This is a genomic window from Pseudomonas paraversuta (assembly GCF_904063065.1).
In the GTDB taxonomy this organism is placed as follows: domain Bacteria; phylum Pseudomonadota; class Gammaproteobacteria; order Pseudomonadales; family Pseudomonadaceae; genus Aquipseudomonas; species Aquipseudomonas paraversuta.
Genome location: NZ_CAJFCL010000003.1, coordinates 181,847 through 199,758, shown reverse-complemented (window position 1 = coordinate 199,758; position 17,912 = coordinate 181,847). Strand labels below are relative to the sequence as shown.

Annotated in this window: 19 protein-coding genes; 10 read left to right on the top strand and 9 right to left on the bottom strand. The window is 58.1% G+C overall.

The annotated features are described in order from the left end of the window. The first annotated feature begins 48 nt into the window (after positions 1-48). The 6 genes from JQ845_RS07015 to JQ845_RS06990 all read left to right on the top strand — a co-directional run bounded on the left by JQ845_RS07015 (position 49) and on the right by JQ845_RS06990 (position 5,337). Positions 49-1,116, top strand: a complete 1,068-nt coding sequence (locus JQ845_RS07015; protein ID WP_003446874.1) for an ABC transporter substrate-binding protein — start codon at positions 49-51, stop codon at positions 1,114-1,116. A gap of 111 nt (positions 1,117-1,227) precedes the next feature. After that, positions 1,228-2,043 (top strand): alkaline phosphatase family protein, encoded by an 816-nt coding sequence (locus JQ845_RS07010; protein WP_203008806.1) that lies wholly within the window; start codon positions 1,228-1,230, stop codon positions 2,041-2,043. After that, positions 2,040-2,876: an ABC transporter permease gene (locus JQ845_RS07005; protein WP_003446872.1), complete on the top strand. Its 837-nt coding sequence runs from the start codon at positions 2,040-2,042 to the stop codon at positions 2,874-2,876. The genes JQ845_RS07010 and JQ845_RS07005 overlap by 4 nt, the downstream gene beginning before the upstream one ends. Next, the gene (locus tag JQ845_RS07000) at positions 2,863-3,663 is read left to right on the top strand and encodes an ABC transporter permease (protein ID WP_003446863.1); all 801 of its coding nucleotides are present in this window, start codon (positions 2,863-2,865) and stop codon (positions 3,661-3,663) included. Before JQ845_RS07005 ends, JQ845_RS07000 begins: the two co-directional genes overlap by 14 nt. After that, a complete protein-coding gene (locus tag JQ845_RS06995; protein WP_003446861.1) occupies positions 3,660-4,649 on the top strand; it encodes an ABC transporter ATP-binding protein in 990 nt (329 codons plus the stop codon). Before JQ845_RS07000 ends, JQ845_RS06995 begins: the two co-directional genes overlap by 4 nt. Before the next feature lie 34 nt (positions 4,650-4,683). Continuing rightward, on the top strand, positions 4,684-5,337 hold the full coding sequence (locus JQ845_RS06990) for an HAD family hydrolase (protein ID WP_003446860.1): 654 nt from the start codon (positions 4,684-4,686) through the stop codon (positions 5,335-5,337). An 85-nt stretch (positions 5,338-5,422) separates the two neighbouring features. On the opposite strand, the gene JQ845_RS06985 is transcribed toward JQ845_RS06990, so the two are convergent. Then, positions 5,423-6,385, bottom strand: coding sequence for an NAD(P)H-quinone oxidoreductase (locus JQ845_RS06985; RefSeq protein ID WP_203008805.1), 963 nt, complete (start codon positions 6,383-6,385; stop codon positions 5,423-5,425). Positions 6,386-6,524: 139 nt separating this feature from the next. Here JQ845_RS06985 and JQ845_RS06980 point away from each other — a divergent pair, with 139 nt between their 5' ends. Next, on the top strand, positions 6,525-8,606 hold the full coding sequence (locus JQ845_RS06980) for a carboxy terminal-processing peptidase (protein ID WP_177412934.1): 2,082 nt from the start codon (positions 6,525-6,527) through the stop codon (positions 8,604-8,606). Between the two features lie 107 nt (positions 8,607-8,713). On the opposite strand, the gene JQ845_RS06975 is transcribed toward JQ845_RS06980, so the two are convergent. The 4 genes from JQ845_RS06975 to JQ845_RS06960 form a co-directional block, all read right to left on the bottom strand. Beyond that, positions 8,714-9,160, bottom strand: coding sequence for a tetratricopeptide repeat protein (locus JQ845_RS06975; protein ID WP_161718341.1), 447 nt, complete (start codon positions 9,158-9,160; stop codon positions 8,714-8,716). Next, positions 9,161-9,529, bottom strand: a complete 369-nt coding sequence (locus tag JQ845_RS06970) for a hypothetical protein (protein ID WP_003446852.1) — start codon at positions 9,527-9,529, stop codon at positions 9,161-9,163. Further along, a complete protein-coding gene (locus JQ845_RS06965; protein WP_003446850.1) occupies positions 9,526-9,885 on the bottom strand; it encodes a helix-turn-helix domain-containing protein in 360 nt (119 codons plus the stop codon). The genes JQ845_RS06970 and JQ845_RS06965 overlap by 4 nt, the downstream gene beginning before the upstream one ends. A 415-nt stretch (positions 9,886-10,300) precedes the next feature. After that, positions 10,301-11,020, bottom strand: coding sequence for an FKBP-type peptidyl-prolyl cis-trans isomerase (locus JQ845_RS06960; RefSeq protein WP_010656991.1), 720 nt, complete (start codon positions 11,018-11,020; stop codon positions 10,301-10,303). 278 nt (positions 11,021-11,298) lie between these two features. Here JQ845_RS06960 and JQ845_RS06955 point away from each other — a divergent pair, with 278 nt between their 5' ends. Both JQ845_RS06955 and JQ845_RS06950 read left to right on the top strand, forming a co-directional pair. Next, a complete protein-coding gene (locus JQ845_RS06955; protein WP_127195888.1) occupies positions 11,299-13,113 on the top strand; it encodes a di-heme-cytochrome C peroxidase in 1,815 nt (604 codons plus the stop codon). 43 nt (positions 13,114-13,156) lie between these two features. Then, entirely contained in the window at positions 13,157-14,293 is a 1,137-nt protein-coding gene (locus tag JQ845_RS06950; protein WP_003446846.1) for a catalase family protein, read from the top strand. A 48-nt stretch (positions 14,294-14,341) separates the two neighbouring features. On the opposite strand, the gene cysB is transcribed toward JQ845_RS06950, so the two are convergent. From cysB to JQ845_RS06930, 4 genes are all read right to left on the bottom strand, one after another. Continuing rightward, the gene (cysB, locus tag JQ845_RS06945; RefSeq protein ID WP_003446844.1) at positions 14,342-15,316 is read right to left on the bottom strand and encodes an HTH-type transcriptional regulator CysB; all 975 of its coding nucleotides are present in this window, start codon (positions 15,314-15,316) and stop codon (positions 14,342-14,344) included. A 111-nt stretch (positions 15,317-15,427) separates the two neighbouring features. Further along, the gene (locus JQ845_RS06940) at positions 15,428-15,928 is read right to left on the bottom strand and encodes a universal stress protein (protein ID WP_003446842.1); all 501 of its coding nucleotides are present in this window, start codon (positions 15,926-15,928) and stop codon (positions 15,428-15,430) included. Between the two features lie 95 nt (positions 15,929-16,023). Next, the gene (locus tag JQ845_RS06935) at positions 16,024-16,941 is read right to left on the bottom strand and encodes a 5'-nucleotidase (protein ID WP_003446840.1); all 918 of its coding nucleotides are present in this window, start codon (positions 16,939-16,941) and stop codon (positions 16,024-16,026) included. Positions 16,942-16,979: 38 nt separating this feature from the next. After that, positions 16,980-17,366, bottom strand: a complete 387-nt coding sequence (locus JQ845_RS06930; RefSeq protein ID WP_003446838.1) for a thioredoxin family protein — start codon at positions 17,364-17,366, stop codon at positions 16,980-16,982. Here JQ845_RS06930 and JQ845_RS06925 point away from each other — a divergent pair. Then, on the top strand, positions 17,365-17,811 hold the full coding sequence (locus JQ845_RS06925) for a PilZ domain-containing protein (RefSeq protein WP_029612824.1): 447 nt from the start codon (positions 17,365-17,367) through the stop codon (positions 17,809-17,811). The two genes, JQ845_RS06930 and JQ845_RS06925, sit on opposite strands and share 2 nt — an antisense overlap. Positions 17,812-17,912 lie beyond the last annotated feature (101 nt).

Here is a 17,912-nt window from a genome sequence, read left to right as displayed (position 1 = left end):
GCAAAAGAGCAATAAAACCCAGCGTTGAAAACGCCCAAGGAGCTTCGGATGAAACAGTTTTTCCTGGCATCACTGTTAGGCACCAGCATCGCCCTATGCACTTCGGCCATGGCTGGCGATGTGGACTTGAAAACCCTCGAAGCCGCTGCCAGGGCCGAAGGGGCAGTCAACAGTGTCGGCATGCCCGATGACTGGGCCAACTGGAAAGGCACTTGGGCTGACCTGAACAAGCTGTATGGCCTCAAGCATATCGACACCGACATGAGTTCGGCCCAGGAAGTGGCCAAGTTCGATGCTGAAAAAGACAATGCCAGCGCCGATATCGGTGACGTCGGCGCTGCCTTCGGCCCCATTGCCGTGGCCAAGGGCGTGACCCAGCCGTACAAGCCGACTACCTGGGAGCAGATCCCCGAGTGGGCCAAGGACAAGGACGGCAACTGGGCCCTGGCGTATACCGGCACCATCGCGTTCATCATCAACAAAAAACTGCTGCATGGCTCCGAAGCCCCCACCAAGTGGTCCGACCTGAAGACCGGCAAATACAAAGTCTCCATCGGTGACGTCAGCACCGCAGCCCAGGCGGCAAACGGTGTACTGGCTGCAGCCCTGGCCAACGGCGGGGATGAAAAAAACATTCAGCCTGCCTTGCTGATGTTTGCCGACATTGCCAAGCAAGGTCGCCTGTCGCTGGCCAACCCGACCATCGCCACCATGGAGAAAGGCGAAGTGGAAGTGGGCGTGGTCTGGGACTTCAACGGTCTGAGCTACCGCGACAAGATGGTCAAGCCGGATGACTACATTGTGCTGATCCCTTCTGATGGCTCGGTAATTTCCGGCTACACCACCATCATCAACAAGTACGCCAAGCATCCGAATGCCGCCAAGCTGACCCGGGAATTCATTTTCAGCGATGCCGGCCAGACCAATCTGGCGCGGGGCAATGCACGGCCGATTCGCGCCGAGCACCTGAAGCTGCCGGCTGAGGTCCAGGCCAAGTTGCTGCCTAACGAGCAGTACAAAACCGTGACCCCGATCAAAGACCCCGCCGCATGGGAAAAAACCTCCAAGGCGCTGCCACAGCAGTGGCAGGAAGAAGTCATTATCAATATGCAGTAACCCTGCAGCTTTGATCTGTGCAGGAGCGAGCTTGCTCACGAGCTCTTTCAACGCAACAACGTAAAGCTCGCGAGCAAGCTCGCTCCTACAGGTTTTGTGGAGTCGTCGTACATGAAACACAACGTCATCCTGGTTGTACTCGACGGCCTGAACTATGAGGTCGCCCGCCTGGCCATGGGGCATTTACAGGCCTATGTCGGGGCAGGACGCGCCGCCCTTTATAAACTCACCTGCGAACTGCCTGCTCTGTCGCGGCCGCTCTATGAGTGCATCCTCACCGGGGTGCCACCCATTGCAAGCGGCATCGTGCACAACAATGTGTCGCGCCTGTCCAGTCAACGCAGCGTGTTCCATTACGCCCGTGAAGGTGGACTGACCACCGCAGCGGCGGCCTATCACTGGGTCAGTGAACTGTATAACCGCTCGCCCTTCGTGATCGCGCGCGACCGTCATACCCGGGGCGCCGATTTGCCGATCCAGCACGGGCATTTCTACTGGAGCGACCATTACCCCGACTCCCACCTGTTCGCCGACGCTGAAAGCCTGCGTCTTGAGTGTTCACCGAATTTTCTGCTGGTCCACCCCATGAATATCGACGACGCCGGGCACAAGCACGGTCTCGACACCCCGCAATACCGTAACAGTGCCCGCTCGGCCGACATCATTCTGGCCGACTACCTGCAAGGCTGGCTTGAGGCCGGCTATCAGGTACTGGTCACCGCCGACCATGGCATGAACAACGACCGCTCGCACAACGGCATCTTGCCCGAAGAGCGGGAGGTACCGCTGTTCGTGCTCGGCGAGGCGTTCAGCCTGAACCCGGATGTCACGCCCGGGCAGACAGAGCTGTGCGGCACCATCTGCGAACTGCTGGGGGTTGCCCATGACAAACCGGTCTGCCGCGACTTGCTGAGGCCCACAACATGAGCCGGGGTAAATGGCTGGCGCTGTTGTGCTTGGTACCCTTCGCAGTATTTTTTTTCGTATTTCAAATCGCTCCGCTGCTGTGGGTACTGATTCACAGCGTGCAATCGCAGGACAGCGGCTGGGGCCTGGCCAACTTCAACAAGATTTTCAACTCGAAGTTCTACTTGCAAGCCATCCAGCACAGTCTGGAAATCAGTTTCTGGTCCAGCCTGTTCGGCATCGTGATCGCCGTTCTGGGCAGTTACTCGCTGCGCAAGGTGGACTCGCGGCTGCGCAACTTCGTCAACGCATTCGCCAACATGACCAGCAACTTTTCAGGGGTGCCGCTGGCTTTCGCATTCATCATTTTGCTGGGCTTCAACGGCAGCATAACGATCATGCTCAAACAGGCGGGGATCATCGAGGATTTCAACCTCTATTCCAAAACCGGCCTGATCATTCTGTACACCTATTTCCAGATCCCCCTCGGCGTATTGCTGCTGTATCCGGCGTTTGATGCCCTGCGCGAAGACTGGCGCGAATCGGCTTCATTGCTGGGCGCCAGCAGCTGGCAATTCTGGCGGCATATCGGCCTGCCGGTACTGACTCCGGCCCTGCTCGGCACCTTTGTCATTCTGCTGGCCAACGCCCTTGGCGCCTATGCCACGGTCTACGCCCTGACCACCGGCAACTTCAACGTATTGCCAATCCGGATTGCGGCAATGGTCTCGGGCGACATCAGCCTTGATCCCAACATGGCCAGCGCCCTGGCGGTGATTCTGGTGGGGTTGATGACTCTGGTAACCCTGGTGCATCAGTGGCTGTTAAAGAGGAGCTACCATGTCGCGCGCTGAATCCGCCCCGGCCAGCCTTTACCACCGCAGCGTGGTGTATGTGCTGCTGCTCATTCTGATCCTGCCGCTGGCCGGCACCCTGATTTACTCCATCGCCAGCAGTTGGTCGGCGACCGTATTGCCCAGCGGTTTCACCTTCAAGTGGTACAACCAGCTATGGGGCGATCCGCGTTTTCTGGCGGCCTTCGGCCAGTCACTGCTGGTCTGCGTGGCAGCGCTGGTGCTGTCGGTGATCCTGATTTTGCCGTTGCTGTTTGTGGTGCATTACCACTTCCCCAAACTCGACGCGCTGATGAACATCCTGATCCTGCTGCCGTTCGCCGTACCACCGGTGGTGTCATCGGTGGGCCTGCTGCAACTCTATGGCTCGGGCCCGCTCGCCATGGTCGGTACGCCGTGGATTCTGATTGGCTGCTACTTCACCGTGGCGCTGCCGTTCATGTACCGGGCAATCACCAACAACCTGCAGGCGATTAATCTGCGCGACCTGATGGATGCCGCCCAACTGCTCGGCGCCAGCACCTGGCAGGCCGCCTTCCTGGTGGTTCTGCCCAACTTGCGTAAAGGCCTGATGGTGGCCCTGCTGCTGTCGTTCTCGTTCCTGTTCGGCGAGTTTGTGTTTGCCAATATTCTGGTGGGCACCCGCTACGAAACCCTGCAGGTGTTCCTGAACAACATGCGTAACAGCAGTGGTCACTTCACCAGTGCGCTGGTGATCTCCTACTTCCTCTTTGTACTGGTGCTGACCTGGGTTGCCACCTTCCTGAACAAGGACAAAAGCCAATGAGCTTCGTCAGCGTTGAACACCTGCAGAAATCCTATTCCGGCACCCCGGTCTTCAGCGATATCAATTGCAGCATCGCCAAAGGCGAGTTCGTCACCCTGCTCGGCCCCTCGGGCTGCGGCAAGTCCACGCTGCTGCGCTGCATCGCCGGGCTTACCCCGGTGGACGGCGGCCGGATCCTCCTCGATGGCGAGGACATTGTGCCGCTGAGCCCGCAAAAGCGCGGGATCGGCATGGTGTTCCAGAGTTATGCCCTGTTCCCCAACATGACCGTCGAGCAAAACGTGGCGTTTGGCTTGCGCATGCAAAAAGTCAAACCCGATGACAGCCACAAACGCGTGGCCGAGGTGTTGCAACTGGTGGAGCTCAATGACTTCGCCAAGCGCTATCCCCATCAGCTGTCAGGCGGCCAGTGCCAGCGTGTGGCCCTGGCCCGATCGCTGGTCACCCGCCCTCGCCTGTTGCTGCTGGATGAGCCGCTGTCGGCGCTGGACGCTCGTATTCGCAAGCACCTGCGTGAGCAGATCCGCAACATTCAGCGCGAGCTGGGGCTGACCACCATTTTCGTCACCCACGACCAGGAAGAAGCGCTGGTCATGAGTGACCGCATCTTTTTGATGAACCAGGGGCGCATTGTGCAGAGCGGCAATGCGCAAACCCTGTACGCCGCGCCGGTGGATGTATTCGCCGCCGGGTTTATCGGCAACTACAACCTGCTGGACGCCGACACTGCCAGCCGCCTGCTGCAGCGTCCGGTCAACAGCCGCATCGCCATACGCCCGGAAACCCTGGGCCTGAGCCTGCAAGGCGAGGCAGACACCCTTATCCGCAACCACAGCCTGTTGGGCAATGTGATTCGCTATCGCGTAGAGGTCCGTGGCGTGGAATTGATCGTTGACGTGCTCAACCGCTCTCCCGCAGATCTGTATCCGGATGGTCAGCGCGTGGCATTGTCCATCGATAGCAGCACCCTTTGTGAGGTAGCCTGATGCCTTTAAACACATTGAAGAGAGAGTTGCGCTGATGGCCCTGGCAATTTTTGATCTGGACGAAACCCTGATTCACGGCGACTGCGCCACCTTGTGGAGCGAGCAGATGGGCCGCCTGGGCTGGGTCGATCCGCAGTCGTTCATGCAGCGCAACAACCAACTGATGGAGGCCTATGGCCAGGGCAAACTGGCGATGGAGGACTTCATGGACTTTAGCCTGGAGCCGTTGATAGGTCGCACTCCCGAAGAAGTCGCGCACTTGGTCGGGCCCTGGGTTGAGGACTACATCGAGCCGATCATCTTCAGCGACGCAACTAAAACCATTGCTGCTCATCGCAAGGCCGGTGACCGGATTCTGGTGATCTCGGCCTCGGGCACACACCTGGTCAAACCCATTGCCGAGCGGCTGGGAATCGATGAAGTGCTCGGGATCGAGCTTGAAGTAAAGGGTGGCATCTATACGGGCAAAACCCTGGGCACCCTGACTTACCGCGAAGGCAAGATCACCCGCTTGCTTGAATGGCTGGACGCCGAAGAAGAAAACCTCGAAGGCGCGAGCTTCTACTCCGATTCACGCAACGACTTGCCGCTGTTGCTCAAGGTCGATCACCCGCACGCGGTCAACCCCGACCCGGTGCTACGGGCACATGCAGAAGAGGCCGGGTGGCCGGTCCATCACTGGAAATAACCCTCCCTCCTGCAGGAGCGAGCGTGCCCACGGGCTCTTCGTGGGCGTTTTGAGCAGCTCGCTCCTGCAGAGAAGAAAAGGCGGTTTAGATCAGACTCGGGTCTATGACCACCACCAGCTTGCCCGATACCTGATTGCTGGCCAATTCGGCATACGCCTGCTGGGCCTCCTCCATCGGGTAAGCCCTGGCCAATTGCGGGCTTAGACGACCTTCGCTAAACAATGGCCATACCTGCTGGTTCAGATCGCTGAGCAAGTCAGCCTTGAACTGATCGTCTCGAGTGCGCAGGGTCGAACCCAGCAACTGGATGCGTTTGCCCAGCGCCAGGGCCAGATCCAGCTCGGCCTTGCGACCGCCCATCAAACCGATCAGCACCCAGCGTCCGTCCAGGGCCAGCAGTTTGAGGTTGGATTCGGCGTAGTTGGCACCCACCGGGTCCAGTACCACATCGAACGGCCCAAAGGCTTTCAACCCCTCAAGCCCATCGGCCCGAAGCACACCGCCCTGGGCTCCCAGCGCCTCGCAGTAGGCCAGTCGCTCAGCGGAACCGACGCTCACCCAGCACGGGCTGCCAAACGCCTTGCACAGCTGAATGGCCGCTGAACCAACACCACTCGCACCGGCGTGCAATAACACTTTCTCTCCCGGCTTGAGACCCGCCAGTTGAAACAGGTTCAGCCACGCAGTGCTGTACACCTCAGGCAATGCTGCCGCCTGCGCCAGTGACAATCCTTCAGGCACCGGCAGGGCGTGACGGGCATCCACGACCACTTCCTGGGCCATGCCGCCGCCGGCCAACAGGGCACAAACCCGGTCACCGACTTGCCACGAAGAACCGGGGCCAACTTCACTGACCACCCCCGAACACTCAAGGCCCAGAAACTGACTGGCGCCAGGCGGCGGCGGATACATCCCCGCGCTTTGCAGCAAGTCGGCCCGATTGAGGCCCGCTGCCGCCACGCGAATCCGAATTTGCCCTACATCACAGGTGGGGCTTGGCTCTTCAACCCACTTCACTTGACCTTCAACGCCTTGCAATGCTTTCACAGTGCCTCCATAGTGAGTCTGGACTGAGCCCGGCGCTGTTGCACCGGGCTTCTTGCATTATGCGGCCGGTCCTTAACGGAACCGGCGACTTCAAAGACGGCCTAATATGCGTTATCAATTGCCCCCGCGTCGAATCAGCATGAAGCATTTATTCCCTAGCACCGCACTTGCCCTATTCATTGGCCTGGGCGTATTGCCGTTTTCGGCCAATACGTTCGCCGCTAACAGTTGGGATAACCTTCAGCCCGATCGTGATGAGGTAATTGCCAGTCTTAACGTCGTTGAGCTGCTCAAACGCCATCATTACAGCAAGCCGCCTCTGGATGATGCGCGTTCCGCGATTATCTATGACAGCTATCTGAAGCTGCTCGACCCTTCACGCAGTTACTTCCTGGCCAGCGATATTACCGAGTTCGACAAATGGAAATTCCAGTTTGACGACTTCCTCAAAAGCGGCGACCTGAACCCCGGCTTCATCATCTACAAGCGCTACCTGGATCGTGTTAAATCGCGTCTGGACTTCGCACTTGCCGAGCTGAACAAGGGTGTTGATTCGTTCGACTTCAACGCCAAGGAAACCTTGCAGATCGACCGCAAGGACGCTCCATGGCTCAAGACCGAAGCCGAGCTCGATGACCTGTGGCGCAAACGCATCAAGGACGAAGTCCTGCGCCTGAAGATCGCCGGCAAAGAGCCTGCGAAAATTCAGGAACTGCTGACCAAGCGCTACAAGAACCAGCTGTCGCGCCTGGATCAGACCCGCAGTGAAGACATCTTCCAGGCCTACATCAACACCTTCGCCATGTCTTACGATCCGCACACCAACTATCTGTCACCGGATAACGCGGAAAACTTCGACATCAACATGAGCCTGTCGCTGGAAGGCATTGGCGCCGTGTTGCAGAGCGATAACGACCAGGTGAAAATCGTGCGTCTGGTGCCCGCGGGCCCTGCCGACAAAACCAAGCAGGTGGCTCCGGCCGACAAGATCATCGGTGTCGCCCAAGGCGATAAAGAGATGGTCGACGTCATTGGCTGGCGCCTGGACGAAGTGGTCAAACTGATTCGTGGCCCTAAAGGCTCCGTGGTCCGCCTGGAAGTGATTCCGGCGAGCAACGCGCCAAATGACCAGACCAGCAAGATTGTGTCCATTACCCGCGAAGCGGTGAAACTTGAAGAGCAGGCGGCGAAAAAGTCGATCCTGAACCTCAAGCAGGATGGCAAGAACTACAAGCTGGGGGTCATTGAAATTCCAGCCTTCTACCTGGACTTCAAAGCCTTCCGTGCGGGCGACCCGAACTACAAGAGCACCACCCGCGACGTTAAAAAACTGCTGACCGAGTTGCAGAAAGAAAAAGTCGATGGCGTGATCATCGACCTGCGCAACAACGGCGGTGGTTCGCTGCAGGAAGCTACCGAGCTGACCAGCCTGTTTATCGACAAAGGGCCAACGGTGCTGGTGCGTAATGCCGACGGCAAGGTGGACGTCCTTGAAGACGAAAATCCGGGCGCCTTCTACAAAGGCCCTATGGCGTTGCTGGTCAATCGCCTGTCGGCTTCGGCCTCGGAGATTTTCGCCGGTGCCATGCAGGACTACCATCGTGCGCTGATTATCGGCGGTCAAACATTCGGCAAAGGGACGGTGCAAACCATCCAGCCGCTGAACCATGGCGAGCTGAAACTGACCCTGGCCAAGTTCTACCGGGTTTCCGGCCAGAGCACCCAGCATCAGGGGGTACTGCCTGACGTGGCCTTCCCGTCGATAATCGACACCAAGGAAATTGGCGAAAGCGCTCTGCCTGAAGCGATGCCGTGGGACACCATTCGTCCTGCCATCAAGCCGGCTGTTGACCCGTTCAAACCCTACATTGATCAGCTCAAAGCCGAGCACGATGCACGGGTGGCCAAAGATGCCGAGTTCATCTTCATTCGCGACAAGCTGGCCCTGGCCGATAAATTGATGGCCGAGAAAACCGTCAGCCTGAACGAAGCCGAACGTCGTGCCCAGCACGCCGATATCGATGCCAAGCAGCTGGTGATGGAGAACGCCCGTCGCAAGGCCAAAGGCGAAGCGCCACTCAAGGAAATGAAGAAAGAAGACGAAGATGCACTGCCGGTTGAACCTGAAAAGACCAAACCGGAAGACGACGCCTACCTGAGTGAGACCGGGCGGATTCTGCTGGACTACCTCAAGCTCAGCTCGCAGGTAGCCAAGAAATAAAACCCGCCACACAGCTGCAGGAGCGAGCTCCTGCAGGGCGGGGACAACGATGTAAAAAGGGCGGACCGCATAACACGGCCCGCCCTTTTTATTGGCAAAAATATACCCTAAGGCTGGTAGTGCCTGGCCAGTTGCGGATCAGGCAATAAACCAGGCCCACCCCGCTGATACAACTCAGCCAGTTTAAGGGTGGCCAGTGGATGCCCGGCCTTGGCCGCCATCGCCCACCAGCGCGCCGCTTCTGATGCATCCGGGCGGTTAGCGGTGGTACCCGCCAGGCTGAACACCCCTAGCTGGTACGCCGCCTTGGCATCACCGCCCTGAGCCGCCAGGCGCAACAAGCGCACGCCCTCCTCTCGAGCCCCCAGCCCCTGGCCGCGAAAAGCCAGGATATGGCCATAGAAGCTTTGAGCCCCGGTATCCCCCAGGTTGGACATCCGTGCAAACTGCCCCTCCATCCAGCCCCAGATGCGCGGCTGACGCACACACCAGGACTGGTGGAACAACTTGCGGGCAACCCCGTAGCCCAGACGTGCCTTGAGCCGACCTAGCACTCAGGCCTCCTCATGTTCGTAAGTGTATTCAAACACTCGAACCACTTCAGACGCGTGCCACGACGCGGCAGCAACACCATCCGGCGGCCCGGCAAAGCGACCCAGGCGCTCCACGCACTCAAAAAAACCGGTGCGGGGCAAACGACTGGCACCCTGGCTGATCACCAGTGAACTGCGTAACGGCTGATCAGCCTTGGCATCCATTGCCGCCAGATGTTCAAGGGCGGCAGTCAGCGTCAACATCGCCGGGCTCGGTAACTGCAAACGCTCCAGCAATGCACGGTAAGTCAGCAAGTGGCGTTGTTGACGTGCTTTATCAAGCTCAGCCAGTAACCCATCCCAGTGTTGACGACTGATGCGTACATTCATGATGTTTCCCTCCAGCCCGGAACACCCATCTCCCAGGCCAAGCTGCGACGAATGGCGAGATCAGGCAGACGCTCACCGGTTTCAATCATTACCAGATAGGAAGGGCTAATGCCTACAGTGCGGGCCAGGACTTCAAGGGCCAGGCCCTTGCTCTCGCGAAGACCACGCAACTGATCGAGCCCGGGCAACACCTGATCGGGTTCAGGTGGCTGTGATTCGGTCTCAGGTGTTTGTAGTGCCGTAGGGGGGGCCGCCTGATCATCGAGACCTGCGGCTTTGAGTAGCGCCTGATAGCTTGCCCATGGCAGGACTGCGTATTCAGGTTCGCCATTAAGCTTGATTACTTGGACATCCATTTACCAAACCCCGTCAGACTTCTTTGTAAATCGAGTCGGAACTTTCCTTAGAAGCTTAATCCTAACAGCCGCCAAGGTCTCTGGGGTTTTTGATCTGGAGGAGCGAATTCATGCAAGACAGGCGAAAACCTGGGGATAGCCGGCAAATGTTATCCACACAAATTGTGGATAACCTTGTGAACAGAGCTGATTTTCACGGCTGAAAGCCACGTTCTATAAGGGCTGCGCTCAGATCGGGCATTTTTTACACACATAAAAAATCCCATAAATTCATTGACTTGGCGGTCAGCAACCACTAGCCAGCAAGCATCTGGGACATTTTGTCGCTGTCTGATCAGGCCGGCATGGATCGCCAATGGCACTGCAGAAACGACAACGCCCCGTCGAGACGGGGCGTTGTGCGGGCAAAAGCAGATTACTGGGCTGCGTTTTGCTCAGGCTTTGCAGGGTCTTTGATACCCAGCAGTTCCAGATCGAATACCAGCACCGAGTTGGCCGGGATCGCCGGGCTCGGGCTTTGCGCGCCGTAAGCCAGCTCGCTAGGAATGTACAGCTTGTACTTCTCGCCAACATGCATCAGTTGCAGACCTTCAACCCAACCCGGAATCACGCCACTCACTGGCAGATCAATCGGGCTGCCACGCTCAACCGAGCTGTCGAAAACCTTGCCGTCGATCAGCTTGCCTTCGTAGTGAACAGTCACTACGTCGGTAGCTTTAGGCTGTGGGCCGTCGGCTTTTTTGATCACTTCGTATTGCAGGCCCGAAGCGGTAGTTACAACACCGGCTTTCTTGCCATTTTCTTCCAGGAATTTTTTGCCTGCAGTAGAGGCTTCTTCACTCATTTTGGTCAGACGTTCTTCCGCACGTTTTTGTAGGGCTGCAAACGCTTCGATCAGTTCGTCATCTTTAAGCTTTTGATCTTTCTTGCCGACGGCGTCTTCGATACCCAGGGCTACTGCCTTGGAATCCAGATCGTCCATGCCTTCTTGAGCCAGGCTTTTGCCCATGTTCAGGCCGATGCCGTAAGAGGCTTTTTGCGCCGGGGTTTTCAGCTCTACGCTGGTCTGCGAATCACAACCCGCCAGTACCAGGCTTACCAGGGCCACAGCTGCCGCCAACCTATGCTGTTTCATGCTTTTTCCTTGTTCATGCGCCAAATGGGCAATCGAGTAAAGCCGCGAGCTTATCAGGCGGCCGCGACCAATGGCTACCGGCATGAGAGGGCCTAATCGTGGATAAGTTCACGGCCTGAGCTCTGTCCGGGCACAATTCATATTTCCCGTATCTTTTACTTACATATCAGAGAAGCTGTAAACCTCGCTCATATCATAGGCATGAGATTACATGGCTGCTTGCTGCCAGACAGCAGCTCAGGCATAAGACTGTGAAAAATTTTACAAGGAGCGTTACTGTGCGTTTGTTTTACCGTGTTCTGCTAGTGCTGTTCGTGGCACTGGCGCTGTGTCTGGGCCTGGTGCTTTACTTCATCGCCAACCCGAAACTACCTGCCTACCAAGCCCCGCAGCAGCTGCACTTCCTCGATCAATGGAGCCCGGCTGACCGGCAAGCCTATTACTACACGCCCCAGGGCACGCAAGTTAAAGGCCTGCATTACGACTGGTTCAGCGCCCTTGAACTGCCCTTTTCCAAACAATCGTTCGCCGCGCCCGAATATCTGGCCCGCTTCGGATTTTTGATCGATCCCCAACAGCAAGCCAGTGCCGCCAATCCCGGCAACTTGCCAGTGGGTTTCACCCGCCATCAAAACCCGGGCAGCAAGGTGCAATATCTGGATATCACCTGCGCCGCCTGCCATACCGGTGAACTGCGCTTCAAAGGCCAGGCCCTGCGCATCGATGGTGCCCCCGCACAACACGTATTGCCCTCCAGCGTTCCGACCCTGCGTGGCGGCAGCTTCGGCCAGGCGCTGGTCGCCAGCCTCGCAGCCACCTACTACAACCCATGGAAATTCGAGCGTTTCGCCCGCAAGGTTCTGGGCGATCAGTACCCAGCGCAGCACCAACAACTGCGCAAAGACTTCAAGGTGTCGCTGGATAACTTCCTGGCCGTGGCCTGGAATGACACCCATCGCGGACTCTATCCAACCCTGGAGGGGCCGGGCCGTACCGATGCCTTCGGCCGGATTGCCAATGCCAGCTTCGGCGATGCGATTTCACCCGACAACTACCGGGTGGCCAACGCCCCAGTGGACTACCCGCACCTGTGGGACATGTGGACGTTCGACTGGGTACAGTGGAACGGCTCGGCCAAGCAACCGATGGCACGTAATATCGGCGAAGCGCTGGGGGTCGGCGCGACCCTGAACTTCTTTGATGACCACGGCCAGCCCCTGCAGGGCGATGCGCGTTATCCATCGAGTGTGCGGGTTCAAGACTTGCACCTGATCGAACAAACCCTGCAAAGGCTCAAGCCCCCGGTCTGGCCCGAAGAACTGTTCGGCGCCATTGATCGCCCCCTGGCGGCCAAAGGGCGTGCGCTGTTCACTGAAAATTGCGCCGGCTGCCATGTGCCTGCCGTAGTTGAAGAGAACGGCCGGCTGGTCAAGCAACTGAAAATGCTGCCTGTAGAAGTGATAGGTACCGACCCCAATACCGCCAACAACATCGCTGACAATCGTTACGACCTGCGCGCCCTGCAATGGGACCCGGCCGAGCTGGCCAGCATGAATGTGGACCTGTATCCCAAGAGCGATGCGCCGCTGGACCTGGGCAAACTGTCGGTGGCCAAAGGCCTGGCCTATGTCACCGCCTTTGTTGAAAAACATGCCTACCAAGAGGCCGGCATCGGCCCGCAGGAACAGGACCGTCTGAATGGCTTTGGCCTGCCGATCGGGGTGATGGAACTGCGCGCCTACAAGGCACGGCCGCTGGACGGGATCTGGGCCACGGCGCCGTTCCTGCACAATGGCTCGGTGCCTACGGTGTATCAGTTGCTTTCGCCACAGTCAGAGCGCGCCGAAACCTTCTATCGCGGCAGTTTCGAGTACGACCCCCGCCACCTGGGCTATCGCACGGAAGCCTTTGACGGCGGATTTGTGCTCGATACCCGCATCAGTGGCAACCACAACAGCGGTCACGAGTTCCGCGCCGGCCCCCGTGGTAACGGGGTAATCGGCCGCCTGCTGCAACCCCAGGAGCGCTGGGCATTGCTGGAGTACCTGAAAGTACTCGGTGGCCCGCTCGAACAACAGTTACCCAACGAATGAAGGGCCTTCAACGCCCCCAGGATTTTGCTAAAAGGATATCTGCATGTTGACCGCACTCTGGCTTCGCCTCGGCTCCTGGCTGGGCAAGCTGCTGCTGATTGTAATAACCCTGGGACTGCTCGGCTGGGCATTGGCCACCGGCTGGTTTGCCTGGCAGCACCGTGGCCCGGTGGCGGCCCAGGAGCAGATCCCGGCTGGTGAAGCGGCGATGACTCAGGACACCATCCGCACGGCGATCAAGATCGTCGACCAGCACCGCGAGAACACCCGGTATTTGCGTGATGCCCACGCCAAGGCCCATGGCTGCGTCAAGGCGCAAGTACAGGTACTGGATGACCTGGAGCCGGCATTGCGCCAAGGGGTATTTGCCACCCCGGGCCATACCTGGCAAGCCGTAATGCGTCTGTCCAACGGCAACGCTTACCCGCAATTCGACAGCATCCGCGATGCGCGGGGCATGGCGATCAAGTTGCAGGACGTTCCGGGGGCTCAGTTATTACCCGGCCAGCAGGGTCGGGCCGAACAAGACTTTGTGATGTTTAACCATGCCAATTTCTTCGTCAGCGACGTCGCCGAGTATCGTCAGAACATAGCTGCCCAGGCCGATGGTCAGAAGGCTATGGCATTCTTCCCTTCATGGGACCCGCGCAGCTGGCAAGTCCGCCACTTGTTTATCGCGCTGGCCACCCTGGCGCCTGCCCCGGCCAGCCCGACGCAAACAACCTACTTTTCGGTTTCGCCTTACAAGTTCGGCAGCGCCAATGCCAAATACCGCGTGGCACCTGATCCTGACAGCTGCCCGGCCTACACCCTGGCGGAGCAAAATCAGAAGCTGCCCAACTTCCTGCGCAATGCCTTGAGCCAGCAGTTGTCCACAGACCGGGTGCCGGCGTGTTTCGTGCTGCAAATCCAGCGCCAGAATGCCAACCGCTTCATGCCGATCGAAGACACCAGCATTGAATGGAAAGAGTCAGACGCACCTTTCGAAACGGTGGCCAGGATCAAGGTGCCTGCCCAGGACTTCGACACGCCAGCGCAGAATCTGGCCTGTGACAACCTGTCCTTCAGCCCCTGGCATGGCATTGAAGAACATCGGCCCATTGGTGGCATCAACCGCCTGCGCAAGGCGGTCTATGACGCCGTGAGCCAGTACCGGCACACGCGCAACGCAGAGCAATAAAATCGGGGGGGCCTGTAGCCGCTGCCAGGGCAGCGGCTACAGCCAGTCTTAGTGCACCGGCAGTTCAACGCCTTCAAACAGGTCTTCCAGTTCCTGTTTGTTATGGCACTGGATGGCTTTGGCCATCACTTCGCGGGTCAGGTGCGGCGCGAATTTTTCAATAAAGTCGCACATGAAACCGCGCAGGAACGTACCACGGCGGAAGCCGATTTTGGTGATGCTGGACTCAAACAGTTCGCTGGCATCCAGTACCACCAGATCCTTGTCGAGATTGGCATCCACGGCCATTTTGGCCACGATGCCTACACCCAGGCCCAGACGCACGTAGGTTTTGATCACGTCAGCATCCGCGGCGGTAAACACCACTTTCGGAGTCAAACCGCGATGGCTGAATGCTTCGTCGAGTTTGGAACGACCGGTGAAGCCAAATACGTAGGTCACGATCGGGTATTCAGCCAGGGCTTCGAGTGTCAGCTTTGGCAACTTGGCCAGCGGGTGACCCTGAGGCACCACTACGCAGCGGTTCCAGCGATAGCAAGGCATCATCACCAGATCGCCGAACAGTTCCAGGGCCTCAGTGGCAATTGCAAAGTCGACGGTACCGTCGGCGGCCATCTCGGCAATTTGCATTGGCGAACCCTGATGCATATGCAGGGCAACATCCGGGTACTGCTTGATGAAATTGCTGATCACCGGCGGCAATGCATAGCGCGCCTGAGTGTGGGTTGTGGCAATCGACAGGGTGCCTTTTTTCTCGTTGGAAAATTCCTGGGCAATTTGCTTGATGCTTTCGACCTTGCGCAAAATCTCGCCGGCGGTGGTGATGATGCGTTCACCAGCAGGCGTCACGCGGGTCAGGTGCTTACCGCTGCGGGCAAACACCTCCACGCCCAACTCGTCTTCAAGCAAGCGGATCTGTTTGCTGATACCCGGCTGTGAGGTGTAAAGGCTCTGCGCGGTGGCCGAAACGTTGAGGTCGTGGTGCGCCACTTCCCAGATGTAGCGCAATTGTTGAAGCTTCATATGCATCCCTCAAAGCAAATAGGCGCCAGGGTATCGGCGGCGATATATAACTATATGGAAGGTAAGAACAATAAATCTAGAACTTTTTTATCAATTTTCTGCTCTACACCTTCACCCGTCTGTGGGACGGCGACGCTGCAACAGCGGTACCAGATACACCGGCATCTGCGCCAACTCGACAACCCGGGCAGCTGTGCGCCCTAGATGGGTAATGTCCCCCGATGGCTGGCCATGACTGCCGAGAATCAGCAGATCCACTGCAAGCATTTGCGACTGTTCCAGAATGACTTGCGAAGGCTCCCCCTGAATCACCTTGACCGAGCGAATCAAGGCCAGCTCCTGCTGCCTCTCGGCCAATTCGTCACGCAGGCTATCAACTATCCGGTGTTCAATATTGCCAAGCATGGTGCTGATACCCTGCTGGTGCAGTGCGTTCAGAGCCTGTTCATCGAGATAGCTTTGCAATACCGACTCGGCAAACAGCCCCATGGGCTCAACCACATGCACCACATACAAATCGGCATTGAAGCTGTGGGCCAGCCCCAATGCATGCTGCATTACAACCGGAGCGTAAATTCCGAGGTCCGTGGCATACAGTATCGAGCGAATCATGCGACCTCCCCGACTGCCTGAATGGGCCGAGATGGAGTCAGCTTAGCAGCGCCCGGACAAGTACGATGAGCCACACGATGACTTACACCTTGCCCCTACTCAGGGGCCAGGTCCCTGGACTCATTGCTTATGCCGTGGGGTACATGGCCGGTGGCGACAACTTGACGCGCCCTTTCACAATGACCCGCCTGATCATCAAAAAACACATCGGCAGCAAAGGCCTCGAGAAACGCGGATTTATCCAGACCACCGAGAAATAGGGATTCGTCCAGACGAATGTCCCAATCGCGCAATGTACGGATCACCCGCTCGTGGGCGGGCGCCGAGCGCGCAGTCACCAGCGCGGTACGGATCGGGCAGGTATCGTCAGGGAACTCGCGCTGCAACAGGTTCAAGGCCTCCAGGAAGCCCTTGAACGGTCCGCCACGCAACGGGCTGCGAGCCGCTTCACGCTCCAGGGATTGAAACGCCTCAAGGCCTCCGGACTGGAAAACCCGTTCGGATTCATCGGAAAACAAAACCGCATCACCGTCGAAGGCGATACGCAATTCGTTGCTCTCGGCACGTCGCGCGCCTCCGGAAAGGATCGTTGCCGCCGCAAAGCCGGCGTCCAGCGCGCTGCGCACATCCTGGGCATGGGTCGACAGAAACAGGTCACAACCAAACGCACTGAGATACGCATGGGGGTTGCGGCCACCGGAAAATGCCGCCCGGGAGATACCCAGGCCATAGTGCTGGATAGAATTGAATACCCGCAGCCCGGTGTCTGCACTGTTGCGCGACACCAGTACCACCTCGACCCGCTCATGGCCGAGGCTGGCGTTAAAACTGAGGAGTTTTTTGACCAGCGCGAATGCATCGCCCGGCTCCAGCACCTCATCTTCATGCTCGATCTGATACTGACGGTAAGCCTCGATGCCTTGCGCCAGATACACCTGGTGGCTAACGCTCAGATCGAACAGCGCCCTGGAAGATATGGCCAGCACCAGCTTGCCCTTTAAGCCTTTGCTCATGTCGCCTCCACAGGTTCAGTCCGGCTTGAAACACCGATTCAAGGTAGCTCGTCAGGCTCAAGCAGCAAAGCCAGGCGAATGTGGTGCGCCAGCTCACCCTCGCTCAAACGCGATTTCAATTCACCATAAAACGCCCCGTCACACACAACGAACAGGCTCGGCAGATGAAAAATCCCGTATCGCTGGACCAGACCGCCATTGTCACCTGCGTCAATCCAGCACAGTCGATCGATGGGTAACTGCATCTCGGGCAACATTTTGCGCGCCGTGCGACACGCCGAGCATCCGGCGCCGGTAAACACCACCAGCGAGGTCCCGGGCAGCGCCAGTAGACGCTGATCCGCATCAAAGTCAGTCAGTTCCATTTCAATCACTATACTCACGAAAACAATATCAAAGTGCTGGCACTGGGAGTGTGCATACATGGGTCGTTTCTTACCTCACCCGGATGATGTTCCTGTTGAGATAACACCCCGCGAACAACCTTCTCTTTCACGCCAGAAGCTGCACTCTATCAGCCTCGGCGGCGTGTCATGCAATAGCGACAGAGGCTGGCGCCGGGGCACGGCCGTAGACATGTGCATGCCTACCCTCGGTGAAACCGCACGCTACCCGGGCTATATAGCCTGGTGCGAGAAACAGCCTGCAGGTTATCGGGTCGGCGTCGTTTTTACCGATGAGCAGACACTGTTTGGTGCGCGCATGGGCGAACAGGTGTGCCAGATCGAGCACTATTACCGCCTCCAGCATCCACAGAGCCTGCCCCTTGAAAATATCGAGACCCTGGCCCTGGAGTGGGTCAGCCGGCACGCCGTGGAGTTCTCCCAGGCCACACTCGATCGCGCGCTTGCCCGCACAGCACAGGATTAAAGCTGCGGATGCCCATTGTCGAATAAGCGGATAACGCGTTAAGGTTCGGCTCCCCGGTGCGCTCAATCATGCTGTGCTCCGCCGCTCGGGGATCGCTGGCG

Bases quoted from the DNA above. Each gene is read 5' to 3' on its own strand.
- JQ845_RS07015 (WP_003446874.1), top strand. From the start codon at position 49: ATGAAACAGTTTTTCCTGGCATCACTGTTAGGCACCAGCATCGCCCTA.
- JQ845_RS07010 (WP_203008806.1), top strand. From the start codon at position 1,228: ATGAAACACAACGTCATCCTGGTTGTACTCGACGGCCTGAACTATGAG.
- JQ845_RS07005 (WP_003446872.1), top strand. From the start codon at position 2,040: ATGAGCCGGGGTAAATGGCTGGCGCTGTTGTGCTTGGTACCCTTCGCA.
- JQ845_RS07000 (WP_003446863.1), top strand. From the start codon at position 2,863: ATGTCGCGCGCTGAATCCGCCCCGGCCAGCCTTTACCACCGCAGCGTG.
- JQ845_RS06995 (WP_003446861.1), top strand. From the start codon at position 3,660: ATGAGCTTCGTCAGCGTTGAACACCTGCAGAAATCCTATTCCGGCACC.
- JQ845_RS06990 (WP_003446860.1), top strand. From the start codon at position 4,684: ATGGCCCTGGCAATTTTTGATCTGGACGAAACCCTGATTCACGGCGAC.
- JQ845_RS06980 (WP_177412934.1), top strand. From the start codon at position 6,525: ATGAAGCATTTATTCCCTAGCACCGCACTTGCCCTATTCATTGGCCTG.
- JQ845_RS06970 (WP_003446852.1), bottom strand. From the start codon at position 9,529: ATGAATGTACGCATCAGTCGTCAACACTGGGATGGGTTACTGGCTGAG.
- JQ845_RS06965 (WP_003446850.1), bottom strand. From the start codon at position 9,885: ATGGATGTCCAAGTAATCAAGCTTAATGGCGAACCTGAATACGCAGTC.
- JQ845_RS06960 (WP_010656991.1), bottom strand. From the start codon at position 11,020: ATGAAACAGCATAGGTTGGCGGCAGCTGTGGCCCTGGTAAGCCTGGTA.
- JQ845_RS06950 (WP_003446846.1), top strand. From the start codon at position 13,157: ATGTTGACCGCACTCTGGCTTCGCCTCGGCTCCTGGCTGGGCAAGCTG.
- cysB (WP_003446844.1), bottom strand. From the start codon at position 15,316: ATGAAGCTTCAACAATTGCGCTACATCTGGGAAGTGGCGCACCACGAC.
- JQ845_RS06940 (WP_003446842.1), bottom strand. From the start codon at position 15,928: ATGATTCGCTCGATACTGTATGCCACGGACCTCGGAATTTACGCTCCG.
- JQ845_RS06935 (WP_003446840.1), bottom strand. From the start codon at position 16,941: ATGAGCAAAGGCTTAAAGGGCAAGCTGGTGCTGGCCATATCTTCCAGG.
- JQ845_RS06925 (WP_029612824.1), top strand. From the start codon at position 17,365: ATGGGTCGTTTCTTACCTCACCCGGATGATGTTCCTGTTGAGATAACA.
- JQ845_RS06930 (WP_003446838.1), bottom strand. From the start codon at position 17,366: ATGTATGCACACTCCCAGTGCCAGCACTTTGATATTGTTTTCGTGAGT.